The organism is Chromobacterium rhizoryzae, from assembly GCF_020544465.1.
Classification (GTDB): Bacteria; Pseudomonadota; Gammaproteobacteria; order Burkholderiales; family Chromobacteriaceae; genus Chromobacterium.
The window spans coordinates 4,846,621-4,865,111 of the sequence record NZ_CP066126.1 but is presented as its reverse complement, the minus strand read 5'-3'; the positions used below and the strand labels follow the sequence as shown (position 1 = coordinate 4,865,111).

Annotated in this window: 12 protein-coding genes; 11 read left to right on the top strand and 1 reads right to left on the bottom strand. The window is 52.5% G+C overall.

All coding sequences use genetic code 11. The annotated features are described in order from the left end of the window. The first annotated feature begins 34 nt into the window (after positions 1-34). The 11 genes from JC616_RS22185 to JC616_RS22135 all read left to right on the top strand — a co-directional run bounded on the left by JC616_RS22185 (position 35) and on the right by JC616_RS22135 (position 17,250). On the top strand, positions 35-2,305 hold the full coding sequence (locus JC616_RS22185) for a hypothetical protein (RefSeq protein WP_227105504.1): 2,271 nt from the start codon (positions 35-37) through the stop codon (positions 2,303-2,305). A gap of 287 nt (positions 2,306-2,592) precedes the next feature. Continuing rightward, the gene (locus tag JC616_RS22180) at positions 2,593-4,245 is read left to right on the top strand and encodes a glyoxalase superfamily protein (protein WP_227105502.1); all 1,653 of its coding nucleotides are present in this window, start codon (positions 2,593-2,595) and stop codon (positions 4,243-4,245) included. Continuing rightward, positions 4,242-5,195, top strand: a complete 954-nt coding sequence (locus tag JC616_RS22175; RefSeq protein ID WP_227105500.1) for a DUF2726 domain-containing protein — start codon at positions 4,242-4,244, stop codon at positions 5,193-5,195. The genes JC616_RS22180 and JC616_RS22175 overlap by 4 nt, the downstream gene beginning before the upstream one ends. Before the next feature lie 170 nt (positions 5,196-5,365). Continuing rightward, a complete protein-coding gene (locus tag JC616_RS22170) occupies positions 5,366-5,965 on the top strand; it encodes a helix-turn-helix domain-containing protein (RefSeq protein ID WP_199225938.1) in 600 nt (199 codons plus the stop codon). 242 nt (positions 5,966-6,207) lie between these two features. Further along, on the top strand, positions 6,208-7,044 hold the full coding sequence (locus tag JC616_RS22165; RefSeq protein ID WP_107802018.1) for a vWA domain-containing protein: 837 nt from the start codon (positions 6,208-6,210) through the stop codon (positions 7,042-7,044). 8 nt (positions 7,045-7,052) lie between these two features. Beyond that, the gene (locus tag JC616_RS22160) at positions 7,053-7,781 is read left to right on the top strand and encodes a protein phosphatase 2C domain-containing protein (RefSeq protein WP_227105498.1); all 729 of its coding nucleotides are present in this window, start codon (positions 7,053-7,055) and stop codon (positions 7,779-7,781) included. Between the two features lie 5 nt (positions 7,782-7,786). Further along, the gene (locus JC616_RS22155; protein WP_146176738.1) at positions 7,787-9,535 is read left to right on the top strand and encodes a protein kinase family protein; all 1,749 of its coding nucleotides are present in this window, start codon (positions 7,787-7,789) and stop codon (positions 9,533-9,535) included. A 72-nt stretch (positions 9,536-9,607) separates the two neighbouring features. Further along, positions 9,608-11,158 carry a hypothetical protein gene (locus tag JC616_RS22150; RefSeq protein WP_227105496.1) on the top strand — a complete coding sequence of 517 codons (1,551 nt, stop codon included), beginning with the start codon at positions 9,608-9,610 and terminating at the stop codon, positions 11,156-11,158. A 151-nt stretch (positions 11,159-11,309) separates the two neighbouring features. Next, a complete protein-coding gene (locus JC616_RS22145) occupies positions 11,310-13,703 on the top strand; it encodes a tellurite resistance TerB family protein (protein WP_227105494.1) in 2,394 nt (797 codons plus the stop codon). After that, positions 13,700-15,004, top strand: coding sequence for an ATP-binding protein (locus JC616_RS22140; RefSeq protein WP_107800905.1), 1,305 nt, complete (start codon positions 13,700-13,702; stop codon positions 15,002-15,004). The genes JC616_RS22145 and JC616_RS22140 overlap by 4 nt, the downstream gene beginning before the upstream one ends. An 8-nt stretch (positions 15,005-15,012) precedes the next feature. Continuing rightward, on the top strand, positions 15,013-17,250 hold the full coding sequence (locus JC616_RS22135) for a DEAD/DEAH box helicase (protein ID WP_227105492.1): 2,238 nt from the start codon (positions 15,013-15,015) through the stop codon (positions 17,248-17,250). A 50-nt stretch (positions 17,251-17,300) separates the two neighbouring features. Here JC616_RS22135 and JC616_RS22130 read toward each other — a convergent pair whose 3' ends face one another. Continuing rightward, positions 17,301-18,482, bottom strand: coding sequence for a type VI immunity family protein (locus JC616_RS22130; RefSeq protein ID WP_107800903.1), 1,182 nt, complete (start codon positions 18,480-18,482; stop codon positions 17,301-17,303). Between the last annotated feature and the right edge of the window lie 9 nt (positions 18,483-18,491).

Here is an 18,491-nt window from a genome sequence, read left to right as displayed (position 1 = left end):
TTTTTATGTTGCTGAATTTGACTGGGGTTTAATTGTGGATGCTACAGAAAAGCCGGTAATTATACGCAACAGTAATCTATCGCTTATTGTTGGGCGCGGTAAGGAACTAATATTTAGGGTCCTTGCTTATAATGAATTGAGTGTCTGCGTTGTTGAGCTGGGGGTGGTAAAAGCTGTCAAGGGCAATGCTCTAGTGAGTAAAATATTTATACCGAATCCGCCCTCGAAAAAAGTCAGAAATAGAAAGAAATGGGCGCGAAATTTTGTAGATAATGCTCTTGCGAATGGAACGCTTGTACGTGTGGCGGAGTTTGGCATCCCAGAGCAGATGACTCAATGCAGCATCCCTCCAGGGAGTAGTCCAGAATTGGACCGGAGAAGAAGCGTTGTTGAGTATATTGATAGATGTTGGGGTGATTCTGTTTTTTGGAACTGTAAAATTAATGCAAAAGCAGTTGGAGATGCCGCAACTCGATTCGGTGTTTGTGAGGATGCAGTGCGACAGTGGTTTGAAATGCATAAGTTTTATGGAGGGCATGAGAATGCACTTATAGACCATCATTGGAGAAAAGGTGCTCCAGGTGTCTCTCGGCGAGATTTACGAAATGCAGATGGAACTCATACGCTGCTTGGCAGGAGAACTGACAGCGAGAAAATATTTGGGAATAAAGGGCACAAGAGAAAGCGCCTAACCAAGCAACAGCTTGCAAAATACACTAGCTTTTTAAGGAAAGAAGCATGGGATAGTAATGATAATTTCCCTAAAATATTTCAGCGTTGGCTTGTTAGCCGTGTGGCATTTAATCGTGATAAGGATGGAAACCTAGTAACATATCAAGTCGACCCCAGGAGTTTTTCTGGAGACGATAACATGAAGAGGATTGGCAGGAGGCTTCTTAAGCAATTTAGGGCTGAGCGAGCTGAAAGTCGGGGAGTTAAGGCAGGTCGAAGAGGAGGTAGTGCTCAAGACATTGTGCATGACCAATTGTCCATTTTGGATATGGATGGAACTCTGGCAGAAAATTATCTTCTTTTTGGTGGCAAAGAGATGTGGATTGACGGGAGAGGGAAAATTACTGTCCTGCTGGCTGTTGACCGGGCAAGTCTGGCTATTGTTGGTTGGGATGTGAGCTTTGGTCCTGAAAATGGTGATGCATATTTAAATTGTGTCTTTTCGGCATATACGCCCAAGACTCGTGAGCTTCATCGGTGGGGTGTGCCATATCTGGCCGGCATGGTTTATGGATGTGCCACTGATTTATTTATTGACCGGGGGCCCGGAGTATCATTGAGGGCACAAACGTCGCTTGTTGATGGGTTGCGAGTGGCTGCAAAAATGGCTCCACCGGGTAGCCCTCCATCCAAAGGGCACGCTGAGCAGGTGATGAAGTACTTCCAAGAGGAGCTGAGTAATTTGTCTGGCTCTACATTCAAAACTGGCGATAAGGATGAGGATAGGAAAAGACAAAAGAATGCCAAGAAGGGAGCAGTTTCCTTGGAGGAATTCATGCAAGCCCTGCTTAAGGCAATTAGTAGGCGTAATCTGGAGACCGATGCAAGACATCTTTTGACGTCGGATATGATGAAGAACAACATTGCCGCTTGCCCAGCTGAGATATATCGTTACAACAAAAACCGTAGGCGTGGTGATGCCCAGTGGGATTTGGCTCCAGAAGATGTTTTTAGAAGACTTTGTATTCCTCGAAAAAAGAAAGCTCCGAATGGAATTGTTTCAATCGATGGTAGAAAATATACCTCGGCAGAACTTCAGCTCTATGCGCGTACTTCTGAAGCAATGCACAATGAGGCCTCTTGTGAAATACAAACTTACGAGATTCCAAATGCTCCCTTTGTCTTGTTATGGGAGTTGACAGGTCAAGGACTTGGGCTGCTTGAAGCTACAGCGTCGACGAAGAAGATATTCGAGGACGGGTATGGTTTTTTAACAAAATACCAAAATTACTACCGAAATCACCTGTCTGCAGAAGCAAAATTCATCGCTCGCAAGGACGTGAATGCCGCCATTAGTGCTGAGAGGGCGGCATCTGCCGCGGTGGTTTCGAAAGTCACACAAGCCAAGATAGACAATGTTGAGCGCAACGCAGCAATGGCGGCTCCTGTGGTCGAGACGGTTGGTACACCGAAAGAGCAGGCCCGGAGACACCTAGAACGCCAGAAGGTGAAATCCATTATTTCTGAGTTCAATCAGGCTCCTTTACAGGAGAGCGATTTCGCCAAGCCCATTGGTCGCGATAACGACTTGGTTTGGATTGATGACGAACAGGATTTGTTCATCGATGGTTAGCCGGCGGTGCGGGCGGGGAGCATTAGATGCGAGAGACTACAGTTTGTAGCTTGATGCCTCATGGCTGACACTCAGCAGGTATTGACGCACGGTTTTCATGCACTTAGTATAGGTTAGCGGTTGAGCCAAACCGTGGGCGAGTTGGCGCCCGTCAGTGCACGCACCGGACTTGTCCGGCACGGCAAAGCCAGTCGAAATTCCTGCGATACCTCTCTCTCGGCTTGATGACTCTTGGAAAGCCGGATAACGCGTGCCGTCCTGAAGAGCTTTCCGTTATGGAGTTCATCATGACTGCTTTCTCCTCTACCACTGCCGCCCCTGGCTTCTCTGCCTCTAATTCCGAACAGGAACAAGCTAAAATTTTATGGTCGTATCTCGGTCCTAAGCATCCCCGCTTGACGGAGCCGACCGTACAGATTGTCGTCCGCAAACTTGCACAGAGTCCGCTGGAAGGGCCCAAGCAACTCGCCAGACGACTCCAGCAAGAGCTGTTGCAATTTGGCGTTGCTATTAAGCACACAGCAGCAGTGGAGGCAGCCTCTCGGTTACAGGGGTTCTCAGACTGGCATACGGCCCGGCGGCAAGTTCCTAATGACACGCTCAGATTGACAGTAGTCATGGCGGATGTAACCGAAGATTTTGCTCGCTGGCAAGATTTGGCCATCAGACTCTGTAGCTGGTGCGAAGATTGGGTGGCCCAGCGGGGTCCATGCGTGTTCAGCCTCAGTTTTGCCGCCAGTCACATGGCGATTAATGTTCACGTCAAGCAGCCAGATGCTTCTGAACAGACTTGGCCGTTCCTGTTGGTAACCACCTTAACCAGTAATGGTGAATGGCTGGCCGACGCTTCTGGTGCGCTGGAGAGGCTGCGCCGACATCTAGAGGAACCAGGGAAAGCCATACTGGATGGTCTTGCTGTGTTCCAATTGTGTCGGAGCTTGTCGTCAGGATTGTCGCACGCTAATAGTACAGACCTGACCATGGCCGATGTGGTGAACTCAGAACTTGTCCTGCTTCAAGTGGACCACGAGTTGGATTCGGGCTATGAAATCGCCCGCGGAGATGAGCTGACCTGCTGGTCACAGTTGAAACTAGCGTCCAAAAAACAGGGAGTACAGGCGATTACGTTAAAGGATGGTGCTTGGATAATCGGCGAGGCCCGATATATTTGGCAACTATCCACGATTCGCCCGAAAGACATCAGCCCGGGTCTGCTTATTCAGGAATTTAACGAGGCCAACTCTGCCGCCTTGCTTCGACGTTATCACGCCACAAGTCGCTTCTTTCTACATGGCATACCACATCTTGAGGTTAAGGCTAAGCTTCTGAAAGACTTGGGCGGGCTGAGCGAATGCTACCGTATCGATGTGCCCCGGTTGCTCCGGGAATTGGACCAGGCTGGCTTGACTTGGGAAAGCTACTGCGCAGAAGTTGACGAGCAATTGCCTATGGATTCCCAGCTACCGGTCGGGTTTGTATTGGGCCTCATTGAGCGCTTGCAGCTTCAGGAGCCGAACGTCTTGTTTGCGCGGCCAAACCGTTCGGAGCTTGCTCTGGCAAAAGATGATGTTCTATTGCGCACTCTGCTGCTTCGGGTCGACCATGTGACCTATCGGCTTCCACGTGGCGTGAGCAGTGAGATTCTTGAAAAGGTGCGCGAAGCGATTGATGAACTCAGCACGGGAATGCGGCTGCAAAAGCTAATGGCGGGAGGGACTTTCCTTACCCAAGACGACCCCTTGCCTTATCTGGTGTATGCCAGCGATGCAGAGGAGTTTCGCCTGACGCTCGAAAGTCATTCCATGGTGATGTACGTAGGGATAGTGCCTCGGCTGTTCAGGACTGAAGTGTTGCAGGCTACCCTGCCTCAGGCATTTCCCTTTGCGTTAGGGCAAAGCCTGTTCTTGGACATTGATTTTGCCGAGGAGGCCGCACTATGAATGCCATCGCTCAGGAATTGAGGGCGTGTCTGGAAGAGCGGAATCTGGCTGGCTTTCTCGATGGCTTTGAGGCCATGTTGCGGACCGAGGCTCGTCCTCTCGATATCCGCGATATAACACAGCGTATTTTGCCTGCGATTCTGCTTGAGCTGCTGCAAAGTCGGCGTATCGACGCGCCTTGTTTGGTGCGCCTTGCGCAGCTTATTCGTAGCAACGTGCTCCTCGTTGTGGACAATGAAGTTCTTGTTGGTATTAACCAGCAACTACCGGCAGCTTGGCGAGTGGTCAAAGATGTAGGGACACCCTTGCCGACTCCTTTGATGACATATTCCGATGAGCCTCCCCGCCGTTCAAAGCGCACCGCTCCTTCTGGCCTGCCTGCGTCCGCGGATACCATTCCTATGCGGCGCATCGTGCTGCACAGTGAGTACGCCCTCGGTGTAGTGAATGTTAGTGACATGATGTCATTTAAGAAAAATGTTTGCGCCAGTCGTCAAGAGCGGGAGTTTCTCAAGGCGGTACGACAGTACTTCCCCAATCTGCAAGCCTACCCCAACGTGCCATTACGAAATTTCATCGAGGTAGAGGGAATGGTCTGTAGATTATCCGAGCGTCACCGTAGCTATGTACGGGCTGCCCAAGTCGATGTGCTGTTGTGCACCCAGGAGGAAGACCCCGTTGTCGGGTTCGAATTGGATTCGGCCTATCACGATGCCGCGGAAGTGGTGGAACGCGACCAGTTGAAAGACGAGCTGTTTTCCTTGGCTGGCATTCCACTGTTTCGTATCCGAGCGGATAACGCTTCACATGTGCGAGCCGAGGATTTTTACGACTTGCTGATTGCTGATGCGGAGTCCTTGGATAAGATACGCCCCCGCCGGCTCCGGCCGCGACGCGACCACGATACCTTGGTGCCTGCATCCTTGCAGGCGAGTGTCATGATGGGCTAAGGGCTGGTACGTATGGGAAACGGCTGCGGAGAGCTCATCCGATGGATAGTTCGTCGCGTGTGCGCCGGCGGACAGAGGTGTCTTGCCAAAGAGCGAGCTTGAGGTGAATCATTCCTTCGCCATCTAACCGCAGCACAAGTCGTTTCCCCGTATCGTTGCTCCGAAGCTTGATGAGCGCGCTAACTCCTAAAACACCGACATGGAGCAACCTATCTGCCCAGGCGGGTGTGGTATTCCATGTCCTGTCTAAAGCAATACGGCTATTCGTCATTACAGGCAAGATTCTGCCTTTAAACAGCTTAAATCCGTTTAATAGGCAAAATCTTGCCTGTTGTGGTGCGAACCATACTACTCGTTTTATTGTTAGGCCGATGCACTGGGCGCGGCTGTTTGATAGCTTGGTACGTTATCGGTCAATCAAGGCGCTTCGGAAAAACCAAGCGAGTGCAATTGTGGCAGCTGCAAATCTAACGTCAGAAGAAATGGAAGCTGAGCTGGGCGAAAAGCTCAGAAGGCTTCGACTGAACAAGAACATCGACCAGCAGACCTTGGCGGCGCGGGCGGGAATAAGCGTTCGTGCTCTGCGAAACCTTGAGAGCGGACAAGGTTCATCAGTCAATACCTTGCTCAGGGTACTTCGCACCCTGGGCCGGGAGTCATGGCTGCAAACCATTGCCCCAGTGCCTACTATCAATCCGCTCACACTAACTCGAGCTGCCAAGCCACGGCAGCGCGCATCGCAGAAGCGTAAGCTACAGAATAAAGATTAACCTTATCGAAGCCGATTGCGGCAACTGCTTTGTCCAATTGTATGACAATAGGCTTACCGGCCTGACATTGACGTTCTCAAGAACAGTAGAGCTAGGAGCAGATGCAGGCGTTCGCACAGTGAGCTCCCTCGAATCCGTATCTTCCCTCTTTTCCGCGCACCATATCATGAAAATTTGATTTTTATGCCTTGTGGGCATGAATTTGGAATGTAATGATTATGCGTTATCAAAAGGGGACCGCCATGCCATACCAAGCCTCCATCCAACGCAGTACACCGACCGCTTTTCTGTTCTTAGTTGACCAATCAGGTTCCATGGGGGACTTGATGGCTGCTTCCGACAAAACTAAAGCTCAATTCGTTGCGGATGTGCTCAACCGTACGCTGATGAACCTCATCACTCGTTGCTCGAAGCCAGAAGGGATTCGCGACTACTTCCAAATTGGTGTTATCGGTTACGGGGGCATGGGCGCCTGTAACGGTTTTCAAGGCTCTCTGGGTGGTAGCATTTTGCATCCAATTTCCAGTATCGGCGCCAACCCGTTACGTATAGAAGAGCGCCGTAAGAAGATGGATGACGGGGCGGGCGGCCTCATCGAGCAAACAGTCAAATTTCCTATCTGGTTCGAGCCACAGGCCGATGGTGGCACCCCCATGTGCGCCGCGTTGACTCAAGCGGCCGAAGAACTCGCTGCCTGGTGTGATGCGAATCCGGATAGCTACCCTCCGACGGTTTTACATGTGACCGATGGGGAATCCACAGATGGCGACCCAGAAGCAGTCGCGGACACCTTGCGTCAATTTCAGACCAATGACGGTAACGTGTTGTTACTGAACCTGCATGTGAGCGCGCAGGCGGGCAACCCTATCCGTTTCCCCGCTGCGGAGGGTGGATTACCCGACCAGTACTCCAAGCTGCTCTTCAGAATGTCCAGCCAATTGCCCCAGCATCTAGTTAGCTATGCCCAAGGCAAAGGGTTTAGCGTCTCTCATGAATCCCGAGGGTTCATGTTCAATGCAGAGGCGTCTGAGATTGTCGAGTTCTTTGACATCGGCACACGTCCGTCGCAAATGCGGTAGAGCATTCAATGTTACGTGTAGAGTTCCATGCGTCAGTTCCCAAAGAACTGGAACAGCCAGAGCTGAACGAAGATGCGCTGGCCATCGATGAGGCGGCAGGCAGGTTCGCCGTTTCTGATGGGGCCTCCACAGCATACGATTCGCGCATCTGGGCGAACATGCTGACGGCGCGTTTTCTTCAGTCTCCGGCGGTAAACCATGAATGGGTGACAGCTCTTATCCGCGAATACCGTGCGAGCTACGACTTCGACCAGCTATCGTGGATTCAACAATCAGGTATTGAGCAAGGGGCCTTTGCTACCTTGCTGGCGGCAGAGTTCCAGCCCGAGCGGGTGGAGCTGGAACTCCTCTGTGTCGGCGATAGCCTGGCCGTCCTGGTCGAAAATGGCACTGCCTTAAAAACCTTTCCCTACAGCCATGCTGAGCAGTTCGATGTAGACCCGACGTTGCTCTCAACACGTAGCGACGCCAATGAATTTATAACAGCCAGCCAGTTCTACAGCCAGCACTCAACGACCTGGTCCCTCCATAACAACTCAGTGGTCCTGCTGATGACTGATGCCCTGGGGAAATGGTTGCTAGAAGCGTCGGTAAAGGACCATTCCACATTACAGCAACTGCTCACCATCGGTTCAGAAGAGGAATTCAAACAGCTGGTAATGACACTTCGCGAGACGAAACAGATAAAAGTCGATGATACGACTCTCGTGAGATTGGCATTTGGAGTGAAAGTTTAAGCCTGATGCGTTATCCCAGCCTTGAGCAATACCAAGTAGCACTGCAATCGCCGAGGACAGCCTTTATTGATGCGTCCTTAGCCTCCGGCTCGATACCGACCAATATGCTCAGCCTGCCAGAGGTTATCAGCGGGGGCTTTGCGCTCACCTATCGTGTAGACGTATCGAGCAACCGTTATGCGGTACGGTGTTTTCATAAAGAGTCCACTGCACTTGAGCAGCGTTATACCGCAATAGCGAAACGGTTGAGGTCGCTAGCGTCTCCTTATTTCTTAACTTTCGAATACCAATCACAGGGCGTTAGGGTCGATGGCGCTGTTTTCCCATTGGTAAAAATGGCTTGGGCTTCCGGGGAAACGTTGGGCGAGTTCCTTGAAGCCCACCACAAAGACCGTCAAAAGCTGTCCAATTTGCAGCAGGCCCTGCGGTCGCTGGCGACATATCTGGAACAGCAGGGGATTGCTCACGGGGATATTCAGACCGGTAACCTGATGGTGTCGAAAGATGGTCGAACCATACAGTTGATTGACTATGATGGGATGTTTGTTCCGGAGGTTGCGGCACTAGGTTCGTCGGAAATGGGGCATCTCAATTTCCAACACCCAAAGCGGGATGCTCGGCATTTTGATAGTCGACTGGACCGCTTTTCATTCATTCTGCTGGATTTGGCTCTGCGCGCCTTACAGGGTCACCCTCAGTTGTGGGTGGCCACCCAGTGTGAATCTGACTCGATAATTTTCCGAGCCAACGACTTCATTGACCCACCGTCATCAGGGGCGTTTACACAACTTTTCAAGCTATCCGGCCTTGAACGAGACGTTAAAAATTTTGCGGCTATTTGCCAAGGGGGCTACAGCGAAGTCCCATCCTTAGCAGAGTTCATCAACGGGCAGTACACCCCCAGAACTGTAGTCGCCCTGGGAGCGGGTTCACAGGTCAGGGCACGCGCAGCATATCTTAGCCAGTACCCTGTTCTGGATGGCGGCGACTACATGTTGCTTCAGCGGCATATAGGCCAAATGGTGGAGCTCGTAGGCCGAATTATTGAAGTGAGTGAGAGTAGGACGCGGCACGGCAAACCCTATGTATTCATCAATTTTGCTGACTGGCGTGGCCAATGCGTAAAACTCACTATTTGGAGTACCGCCCTTAGCAAATTCTCCAGTAAGCCGACAAAAAGTTGGGAGGGGCGATGGGTCAGCACCAAAGGGTTGGTTGACCCTATTTATCGTAGCAAACCGAGCGCTCGTCAGCCGTATGAACATATCAGCATAACCATTTCCGCCCCTAACCAAATCCTGTTGCTGGACGGAGAAGAAGCGCTTTATCGCCTTGGCAGGTCAAACAATGCCAAAGTGGTATCACGGGGAGATACCGTTAATAACAGCGAATTGCTCTCGCAATTACGGGGAAATGCTCCTTCGGCAGTAAGTTCATCAGTTCGGCCGAAAATCCAGCAACCACTGCCATCCCCGAATCAACAACTACTGGCCAAGTTGAAAGGCCAGCAAGCCACCCAGAGCCCCATTACACATAGAAGTGCAGCGGCAGGGCAACCACAGCAAAAACCAAGAGTGCAGCGTACGCCGGTATCAACTCCATCGAGACCGTCAGCAGGTTCCATTCAGCACAGAATGCCCATGAATGTCCGGCACACCCAAATCACAGGCAAGAAGGGGAGAATTCGTAAATGGCTGTACTGGGGGATTGGGCTATTTTTTCTGTACTGGGTACTGACGGCTCTTCATGCATGAATGCTTATCGTTTTGTGGCTGAGACTGGCTAGACCGCTTAACCAAATATGCATTTAGGAAACGTAGAACTAAATGAGAAACAAGACCGCGTGGGAGAAAGCAGCCGAGGCACAGGGTACGACCGACTCGGAACGCGCCCTGACCCAGCTCGCTCGCAAAGCGTTCCTGAGCTTGTGGAGCTATCCAAACGTCTATAGCGATGAAGGAAGGTCAGGCGGCAAGGGAGATGGCAAGGAGCTGGTAGACCTACTGGTGGTCTTTGGCTCCGACGTGCTGCTGTTCTCCGACAAGCACTGCGCATTTCAGTCAAACGTAGACATCAAGGTAGCTTGGCCACGTTGGTACAAGCGGGCCATCGAGAAGTCTGCAAAGCAGCTTGCCGGCGCCGAAAATTTCCTTCGGCGGTTCCCGGACCGCGTCTTCGTCGATAAATCATGTCAGACCCCGTTGCCTGTAGCTCTCCCTGACCCAGCCGTAGCCCGCTATTTCCTAATTGCTGTCACGCGCGGAGGTCATGAGGCTACAGCTCGGCACTTTGGTGGTGGCAGCACTGGCAGCGTGATGTTTAACAACCTGCTTGAGGAAGATGCTCACTACAAACAGCCATTCGAAGTCGGTTTCCCACTAAAAGGCCGCCGCTTCGTTCACGTTCTTGATGAGGTGACGGTTGGTGCTCTCCTGGAGGAGCTGGATACAGTACCGGACCTTGTCGACTACCTTGTCTGCAAGGAACGTTTTTTGGGTGCAAATATTGCCTTCATGCACGTTGCCGGTGAAGAAGAATTGCTGGCGACGTATATGTGCACGATGGAGAACGGCCGACATACCTTGCCCAAAGTACCGAAAGGACGTAATGCGGTCATCCTCCCTGAGGGACATTGGCGGTACTACTGCTCAAGCCCCCAACGAGCGGCCAAGCGCCTGGCTGACCAAGACAGCTATATGTGGGATGCGCTCATTGAATACCAAGCGTCTTTCGTTCGCGCAGGGACCGCGATTGGACTCCCTGAAGCACCACCGGAGACCATTGACCACGAGCGTATCCTACGCGCTCTTGCCTCAGAGCCCCGACTAGCCAGGCGTGCGCTAGCAAATGATTTCCGCTTTGCGCTCTCGAAGAGTACGCCTGGCGAGAAGTTTGCGCGCATGACCCTGAGTGGCGACAACATGTCTCGCGCGTATGTTTTCCTGACCATACCGAAGCAGTCGGATATGGACTACCAAACTTACCGAGAGATGCGCACAGCTTTACTGTTCACGTACTGCCACGGCATCAAGCTACGCTTTCACCATGTGACCGAAGCGGTATGTATAGCCTCTGAGCCATTCTCCGAGGAAGCCGCCTCCCAAGACTTTCTGTATGTCGACCTTTCTGAAGACATGGGGCCAGAAGAATCCGCCATGTGGGCGGACACGATGGTGGAGTTGGATGTATTGCAGACACCGGCCGAGGATATGCAGTACCTGGCGCAAAAAATTCCCGAGTTTCCCATGCCTTTCAACTTCGGTGGACCGCCGTTCTACGAGTATGACCCAAGCGCTCCAACGAACCGTGCCGAGCGACGCAAAATGGAGCGAGAAGCCAGGAAAGAAGCAAAGAAGGCGAACAAGCAGAATGGTTAGGTGTTGTAACTATGACGATGCGCCGATAGCGAAGATATGTAGAGTTAGGCCAATCAAATCGACCGACAGAGCCCGAAACCATATCGACAACTCGTCATCTAGTAGTTCACACTTACAGGACATATAGATATTAAAGGTCCAGGAGGACTGCATGGCTAGGCGTCGGAAGGCCAGTAACATCTTTGTAGGAAAAAGGCGCAGCACTAAGGCTGGCGAGTCGGTAGCGCTTGGTGTCGTAGTTGTGATAGGGATTGTCATTGCCGCGATTTCTATGATTCCGATTTGGGTGTGGTATGGCGTGGCTGTTCTGCTAACGGTTGTTGTCATCAAGTACATCTACAATGCTGTAACCAAGTCTTCTCAAGGGCAGCCTACTGTAGATACAACTATGGCAAGCAGCGTTACCCACCCCAAGGCTGATAATCTTGTTTCAGTACGGTCCAATACCTCCACCTCAGATAATAACGAGCATCGACTGCCGCCGCCCCCGGCAGGTTTAACCGGCATCCATTGGATTCCGATGGGAGAATCCGTAGATATCGCAGGTATTCACATCCCAGGTGGGCTGCTCTATGTCGGAACGCCTCCTCGTAATACATCAAATCCGGCATGGATTGACCCGGCTAAGAAAGTAGCAGCAGCTGGCGACTACCAAGAACGCCAACTTGACTACTGGCCAAGCTATTCAGAGGCAACACCAACGGCCCGTCGGGCCTATCTCAATTGGCTTGCATCCGGGAAATGCGACCCAGATGCCGATATTGGTTTTGTTTTTCTCTACTTTTATGGCCTTGAATACCGGGCGATAAACGATGCACAAGAGAGTGCGGCAGCCAAAGCTGAAATTCCACAAATAGCGAACGAACTGAGGCGCCTGCTCAGCATCTACGGTAATCGTTCTGGGTCATTTCGAAGCTACGCAGGGAATTTATACGAGCTGCTCTCTCTGGCAGACTTGCCAAGCCCACTGTACCGGGCCCCCATTCCCGACCTCCCTCAATCCTATGAGGTCCCCCTATACATTCGGCTTGCCTTAGGCTCTGCAGCCGTTGATGGCGCACCTGTTCCAGCCGCGTTGGCTCGCTCCTGGGTTATGTACTCTCCTGTAATTCGCCTTCGTACCCCAGCAACACGTTGCAGCAAGCAGTTTGACCAACTATTTGGTCTGCGCTATGCCGAATTGTTTGGCGAAGGAATGGTCCTGCCTAGAAATAAAACCAAGCTGAAATGTATGTATCGGCCGGCATCAATGGCGCTAAGCAATAAAGGCATTACCGCTACCTTTGGGGACACTCCTGACGTTACTGTGCTGACAAAGCCAATCAAGCAGCTTACAGAGCTCACAGAATCAGTCACTCAAGAACTGGATGCTTACAGCCGATACCTTGGTAAAAACCCTGAGACCGAAAGTGCGCTCGAAGGACTACTACTGTTACCACCTGTGCTGTGGCCCGAAGCGTCGAAGCAGACCCTGGACGAACTAAAAGCCAAAATTGGTGATGGCATGCTAGTCCTTTCTTTCCAGGAGCTACTCAGCACTCTGGATGCAAGAACGACGTTAACCAAAGACAAAGCCACCGCGATGGCTAAAGCTCTGGAGTCACTGTCTATTGGGATAGAGCCAGACATCCTGAGCGGGGCTCGGTTGCCTAAGCCAGAAGACAAGTTGGCACTTTTTGCCATTCCACCGGGAGAGGAAACGTCCCGCGCTACTCCAGCTTACCAAGTCGCCGCGCTGACACTACAAGTAGCCTCTATTGTCGCAGCCGCGGATGGAGATTTCAGTGCGGACGAGTTGAACAACCTACTGCACCATATTGAGTCCTGGACCCATCTCACCCCGAGTCACATCAGCCGGCTTAAGGCGCACTTGCGTCTGCTGGTGATTACTCCCGCCTCGCTCCCTGCACTGAAGAAAAAGCTGGAGCCCCTAGACGTTGCAACCAAAGAGACCCTTGGCGCATTCATGGCGACAGTGGCCCAAACGGACGGCAAGGTCACTCCCGATGAAGTGAAAATGCTGGAGAAAATTTATAAGGCACTGGGGATTGACCCCAAAAAGGTATTCAGTGATGTGCATGCCGTCGCTGCGGGCTCTTCTCCCACAACCATAGCGATAGAAACAATTGAAAAATCAGGCTTTACACTAGACCCTGCGCGCATCGCTGCACTTCAAAGTGATACAGCTAAAGTCTCCGCGCTCCTCGCCAATATTTTTAATGAAGACGTTCCAGTAGGAATCGGCCATATTGACACAGACTTGGACCAAGCTAACACGGATGATGCCCCCGTATTGGAGACCCATTCCACGCAAAGCCTGATGGGACTTGACGAGTTGCATACTGCCTTTGCCCGACTACTTATCTCTCGCCCCCAATGGACAAGAGACGAACTGCAGGATGTAGCCACAGACATGGACCTGATGCTTGATGGCGCCCTTGAGCGGGTTAATGAAGCCGCCTACGACAGCCATGATATCCCTTTCACTGAAGGCGATGACCCCATTGAGGTTAACGCTGAAGTTCTGGAGAAGATTGACGCATGACTACGACCATTCGCCCGAAAGACCGAGATTCTGTTCTCCAATCTCTTCGTGCCGGCGTTGTACCACGTTCAGGTCAGCACCTCATCCAGGTGGGCCGTACGCGTGAAATCGAAACAATGGTTAATGATATTGACCGGATTGCTGATGGCGGTTCAGGATTCCGGGTCGTCATTGGAGAGTATGGTGCTGGCAAGACCTTCTTTCTTAATTTAGTGCGTGCGGTTGCTATGGAGCGAAAGCTGGTGGTGGCCAGTGCTGACCTGAACCCTGACCGCCGCCTACATGCAAGTGGGGGCCAAGCACGTTCGCTGTACGCTGAATTGATGCGCAATCTGTCGACGCGTACTAAGCCGGAAGGCGGCGCACTGGTTGGTATCGTCGAGAAGTTCATCGCGACGGCCAAGACTGATGCCAAGACGCAGGGCCTGGCCACAGAGGCCATTATTCGTGAGCGGCTCAACCATCTCACCGAATTGGTTAATGGCTACGATTTTGCTGACGTGATTGCGGCCTACTGCCGAGGCTTCGAAGAGGGCAATGAAGAACTCAAAGCCAATGCTATCCGTTGGTTGCGTGGGGAATACTCGACCAAGACGGATGCTAGGCAAGCACTTGGGGTACGTAGCATCGTCGATGATGCCTCCATTTACGACCAGCTTAAGCTGTTGTCGCGCTTCGTAAGATTGGCAGGGTTCACTGGTCTCCTGGTTAGCCTTGATGAGCTAGTCAACCTCTACAAGTTGGCAAATACGCAGGCGCGCAACTCCAACTACGAACAGATTCTGCGTATTCTGAACGATTCGCTCCAAGGCTCCGCTGAAGGCCTTGGGTTTATCCTTGGAGGCACGCCTGAGTTTCTCCTTGACCCAAGACGGGGGCTGTATAGCTATCCGGCTTTGCAGAGCCGACTCGCCCAGAACAGCTTTGCAACAGGGGAGTTAGTCGACTTAAGCGGTCCTGTCGTTCGACTATCAAGCCTGACGCCAGAAGACTTCTACGTGCTACTACAGAAGATTCGGGGAGTATTTGCATTGGGTGACGAGAGCAAATACCTCGTTCCAGACCAAGGTATCTTCAGTTTCATGGAGCATTGCTCGAAACGGATTGGCGATGCTTACTTTCGTACGCCCCGAACTACCATTACGTCCTTCATCAACCTGCTGGCTATCTTGGAGCAAAACCCTGGCACAGCATGGCAGGAGCTGCTGGGGGGCGTCGAAGTGCTCGCCGACACTGGTGGTAACGCAGATTTGGCGGTTGAGGGCGAGGATGACGACGAATTTGCATCCTTCAAAATGTAAGCCGCGCGATGGCATCGCGTACCTCTAACTCGTTTTTCCTGCTGGATGAACGCATCCAGCGCTTTCTCTGGCAAGAGCAGTGGGAGGCGCTGCGAGAAGCTCAGGAAGCCGCCATCCCACTCATCGTAGGGGCTGACCGAGATGTCATCGTGGCTGCGGCAACTGCAGCAGGTAAGACTGAAGCGGCGTTCTTGCCTGCACTCACCCATCTCCTGCAGCAAGAAACCCCGGCTCTTATCGTTTACATCAGCCCATTGAAGGCGCTCATCAACGACCAATTCGGTCGACTAGAGCGCCTCTGCGAGCAGTTAGAGATACCGGTGTGGCCCTGGCATGGTGATATTGCGGCCTCAACCAAGGCCAAGTTCACATCTCAACGGCACGGGGTGCTGCTCATTACACCGGAGTCGCTGGAAGCGCAGCTCTGCAATCGAGGCACGGCAGTTGCAGCCCTGTTCGAGCGTGTGGCCTATTTCGTGATTGATGAGCTGCATGCATTTATCGGCTCGGAACGGGGTAAACAACTACAGTCACTGCTACATCGGATTGACACCGCCATCAAGAGAACAACTCCGCGAATTGGGCTATCTGCAACGTTGGGGGATATGAATCTAGCTGCGGAGTTTCTCCGTCCCGGCGGTAGAGCAGGCGTAGCGATGGTCGTATCAAAATCAGAAGGTGGGGAGCTGCGCATCCTTCTGAAAGGCTATGAAGAACCCCTGGTCGTCCAGAGCAAGACCTTCTTTGTCGATGACGCCAAGGCCGCGGATGACGATGATGAAGAGCCCCCTGAACCCAAGATGCCTGCGGCCATCGCTACACATCTCCTCAAAAACTTGAGAGGCTCTAACAACCTCATTTTTCCGAACTCACGCCGTGAGGTCGAACGCTACACCTATTTACTCAACCGCTTTTGTGATGAACAACAGGTGCCAAACGAGTTCTGGCCACATCACGGTAGTCTGTCCAAAGAGTTACGCCTGGAGACCGAAGCCGCTTTGAAACAGAAGGAGCGCCCCGCCTCGGCTATATGTACGAACACGCTCGAGCTCGGTATTGATATTGGCGCGGTCAAGAGTGTGGCCCAAATTGGCCCTCCTCCTTCAGTTGCCAGCCTACGCCAGCGCTTGGGGCGCTCTGGTCGAAGGAAAGGTGAGCCTGCCATTCTGCGGGGCTACACCATAGAAAATGCTTTAGGTGGAAAATCCTCATTGGCTACGGACTTGCGCTTAAATACCGTTCAGACCATTGCGATGATTTCGCTGCTGATAGAGGGCTGGTTTGAACCACCAGTAGTACATGGTATGCACTTGTCCACGCTTGTGCAGCAGGTGCTCTCCATCATCGCGCAGTACGGTGGCGCCACCATTGGTCAGCTCTACGGGTTCCTCTGTGCTCCTGGTTGCCCCTTCTCCGGCGTTAGTAAAGATGAGTTTGTCGCACTAATTCGCCATATGGGGCAGAAAGAGCTATTGGTTCAAGAGTCATCTGGTTTGCTCCTCCATGGCCAACTTGGTGAAAAATTCGTTAATCACTACAGCTTTTTTGCCGCATTCGCTTCAGAAGAAGAATTCCGCATCGTTTGCGGCAATCGAACGCTTGGAACCTTACCGGTATCGCAGATGTTGGCCGAGGGCCAGCGGATTCTGTTCGGTGGCCGGACGTGGAAAGTAAAAGAGGTGCTCGAAGACGAGAAAATGGTTGTTGTGGAAAAAGCCCGTGGAGGTGTCGCTCCAGCATTTTCTGGAGGCGCAGGCCGCACACATTCCAAAGTCAGGCAACGCATGCGCGAGGTGCTGGAGGCCGGTGACTCACCGGCTTATCTTGACCCAACAGCGGCCCAGTTTTTGATGGAGGCACGACAAAGCTATCATCGGCTTGGGCTGCACGAGACGGCGTTCCTCGACTTGGGCAGTAGCGTAGTCGTCTTGGCCTGGCTTGGAGACGATGTGAATGAGGCCATTGCTTGTTTGCTGAGATATCACGGCTTTGAAGCCATGCTAGCCGGCCCTTTTGTCGAAGTTCAGAAGAGCTCCCGAGAGATAGCAGAAATAATCCAAGCCCTGAAACAAGGCATTCAGCCTGAGTGCATGGCTGACCTGTTTTCAGAAAGAGATAACCTTCAACGAGAGAAATGGGACTGGGCGCTACCGGCTTCATTACTACGCAAGGCATACACTAGTCGTTATTTGGACCTGGCAGGAATGGCAGCGTGGGCAGCAAACCTAACCGCGGCATCGGCCTGACATTCTGCAGTGTGCTGGTGCACCAGCGACATCATGACACCATAATGGTCTTAAACAGTGTCCAAATACCAAATCGTGTCACCATACTTTGAACTCGGGAAATCAGGCATGACTTCACCTTGTTCGAAATGGCGCTCGGCGCCTTTCTTGGCCGGTGTCCACCAGAAGCCGCTCTGTGGGCACGGTTGACCACCCTCACACCGCCCACCTGGTGCAGCGTGTTCCACTGTAGGCTCCGGGGTGGGTAGGGGGATGTTGTCGAAGCGCGCGTACCAGCTACCGGATTCCGCTTCATCAAAGCCATTCTGTTGCGGCAGGTAGTAGTGCAGCGAGCCCGGCTCGGTGGTGCGCACTGGTTTCACAGCACGGTTTACCGCGACATAGGGGATGGGGGCGCCATCCTCTGGTGCGCCAAGGTCGGGGTACTCGCCGGCCTGAATCATCAAGCCGCTGGCGTAGGTGCTAAAGGTAATCTCAGGCCAGGCTGCGAGTTGCGCACGAATGGCCGCCTCTCCGCCCAACTGCTGCACGAAGCCATCACCCAGGATAGTTAGCCAGTTGGCGCCCTTGATGTGGTGTTGTAACTCAAACGCCCCCGCCACAAATGCCCGAGTATCTACGTCCAGACCGATGAAACGCTGGGCTAGCTCGTACTCGTACGGCATGTACTGGTGATAGTCTGCGGGGAGAATCGATGAGAAACCACCGTAGCCGTGAACCGGATTCAATTTGTTGGCAATAAACGCCACCAGGCGTTGATATTGCTCACGGCCATTGGCAGAAAGGAGTATCTCGGCGGGTAAAGCGAACTTCAGGAAAGACTTTCTTCCCCACTCCTCGTGTACACGTTGAATGGTCAGGCACCCCATTTGGTAGCTGGGTGCGTAGTCCTTGGTTTTTTCCGAGGTAATGAGCCACTCCAGCGCATCATCCGGGTCGACGAGCTCCAGGGCTTTCGTCCGGCACCGTTGGTAGATGGCCGTCGTCATTTGGCCAAACTTTTCGCCTGAGAAAAACTTGCCTTTCAACTGGGCGCCAAACAGCTCATAAAAGTAATCGAAACACTCGACGATTTTGTGACGTACGGCCACCGTACTGCCACCCTCGTAGAAGAAGGTAGCAATCAAGCCAGGACGAATGACCACCGTGTCGTCGGTACCCATGGTCCCCGTCAAATCACCCTGGTATTGCTGCAGTCGTTGCAGCTGCCGCGGTAGCGATGTTTGTTCCATTTCTCAATC

What these genes read in the sequence shown, in the direction of transcription:
- JC616_RS22165 (WP_107802018.1), top strand. Translation starts at nt 6,208, where the DNA reads ATGCCATACCAAGCCTCCATCCAACGCAGTACACCGACCGCTTTTCTG.
- JC616_RS22170 (WP_199225938.1), top strand. Translation starts at nt 5,366, where the DNA reads ATGAGCGCGCTAACTCCTAAAACACCGACATGGAGCAACCTATCTGCC.
- JC616_RS22145 (WP_227105494.1), top strand. Translation starts at nt 11,310, where the DNA reads ATGGCTAGGCGTCGGAAGGCCAGTAACATCTTTGTAGGAAAAAGGCGC.
- JC616_RS22130 (WP_107800903.1), bottom strand. Translation starts at nt 18,482, where the DNA reads ATGGAACAAACATCGCTACCGCGGCAGCTGCAACGACTGCAGCAATAC.
- JC616_RS22180 (WP_227105502.1), top strand. Translation starts at nt 2,593, where the DNA reads ATGACTGCTTTCTCCTCTACCACTGCCGCCCCTGGCTTCTCTGCCTCT.
- JC616_RS22160 (WP_227105498.1), top strand. Translation starts at nt 7,053, where the DNA reads ATGTTACGTGTAGAGTTCCATGCGTCAGTTCCCAAAGAACTGGAACAG.
- JC616_RS22150 (WP_227105496.1), top strand. Translation starts at nt 9,608, where the DNA reads ATGAGAAACAAGACCGCGTGGGAGAAAGCAGCCGAGGCACAGGGTACG.
- JC616_RS22135 (WP_227105492.1), top strand. Translation starts at nt 15,013, where the DNA reads ATGGCATCGCGTACCTCTAACTCGTTTTTCCTGCTGGATGAACGCATC.
- JC616_RS22175 (WP_227105500.1), top strand. Translation starts at nt 4,242, where the DNA reads ATGAATGCCATCGCTCAGGAATTGAGGGCGTGTCTGGAAGAGCGGAAT.
- JC616_RS22155 (WP_146176738.1), top strand. Translation starts at nt 7,787, where the DNA reads ATGCGTTATCCCAGCCTTGAGCAATACCAAGTAGCACTGCAATCGCCG.
- JC616_RS22140 (WP_107800905.1), top strand. Translation starts at nt 13,700, where the DNA reads ATGACTACGACCATTCGCCCGAAAGACCGAGATTCTGTTCTCCAATCT.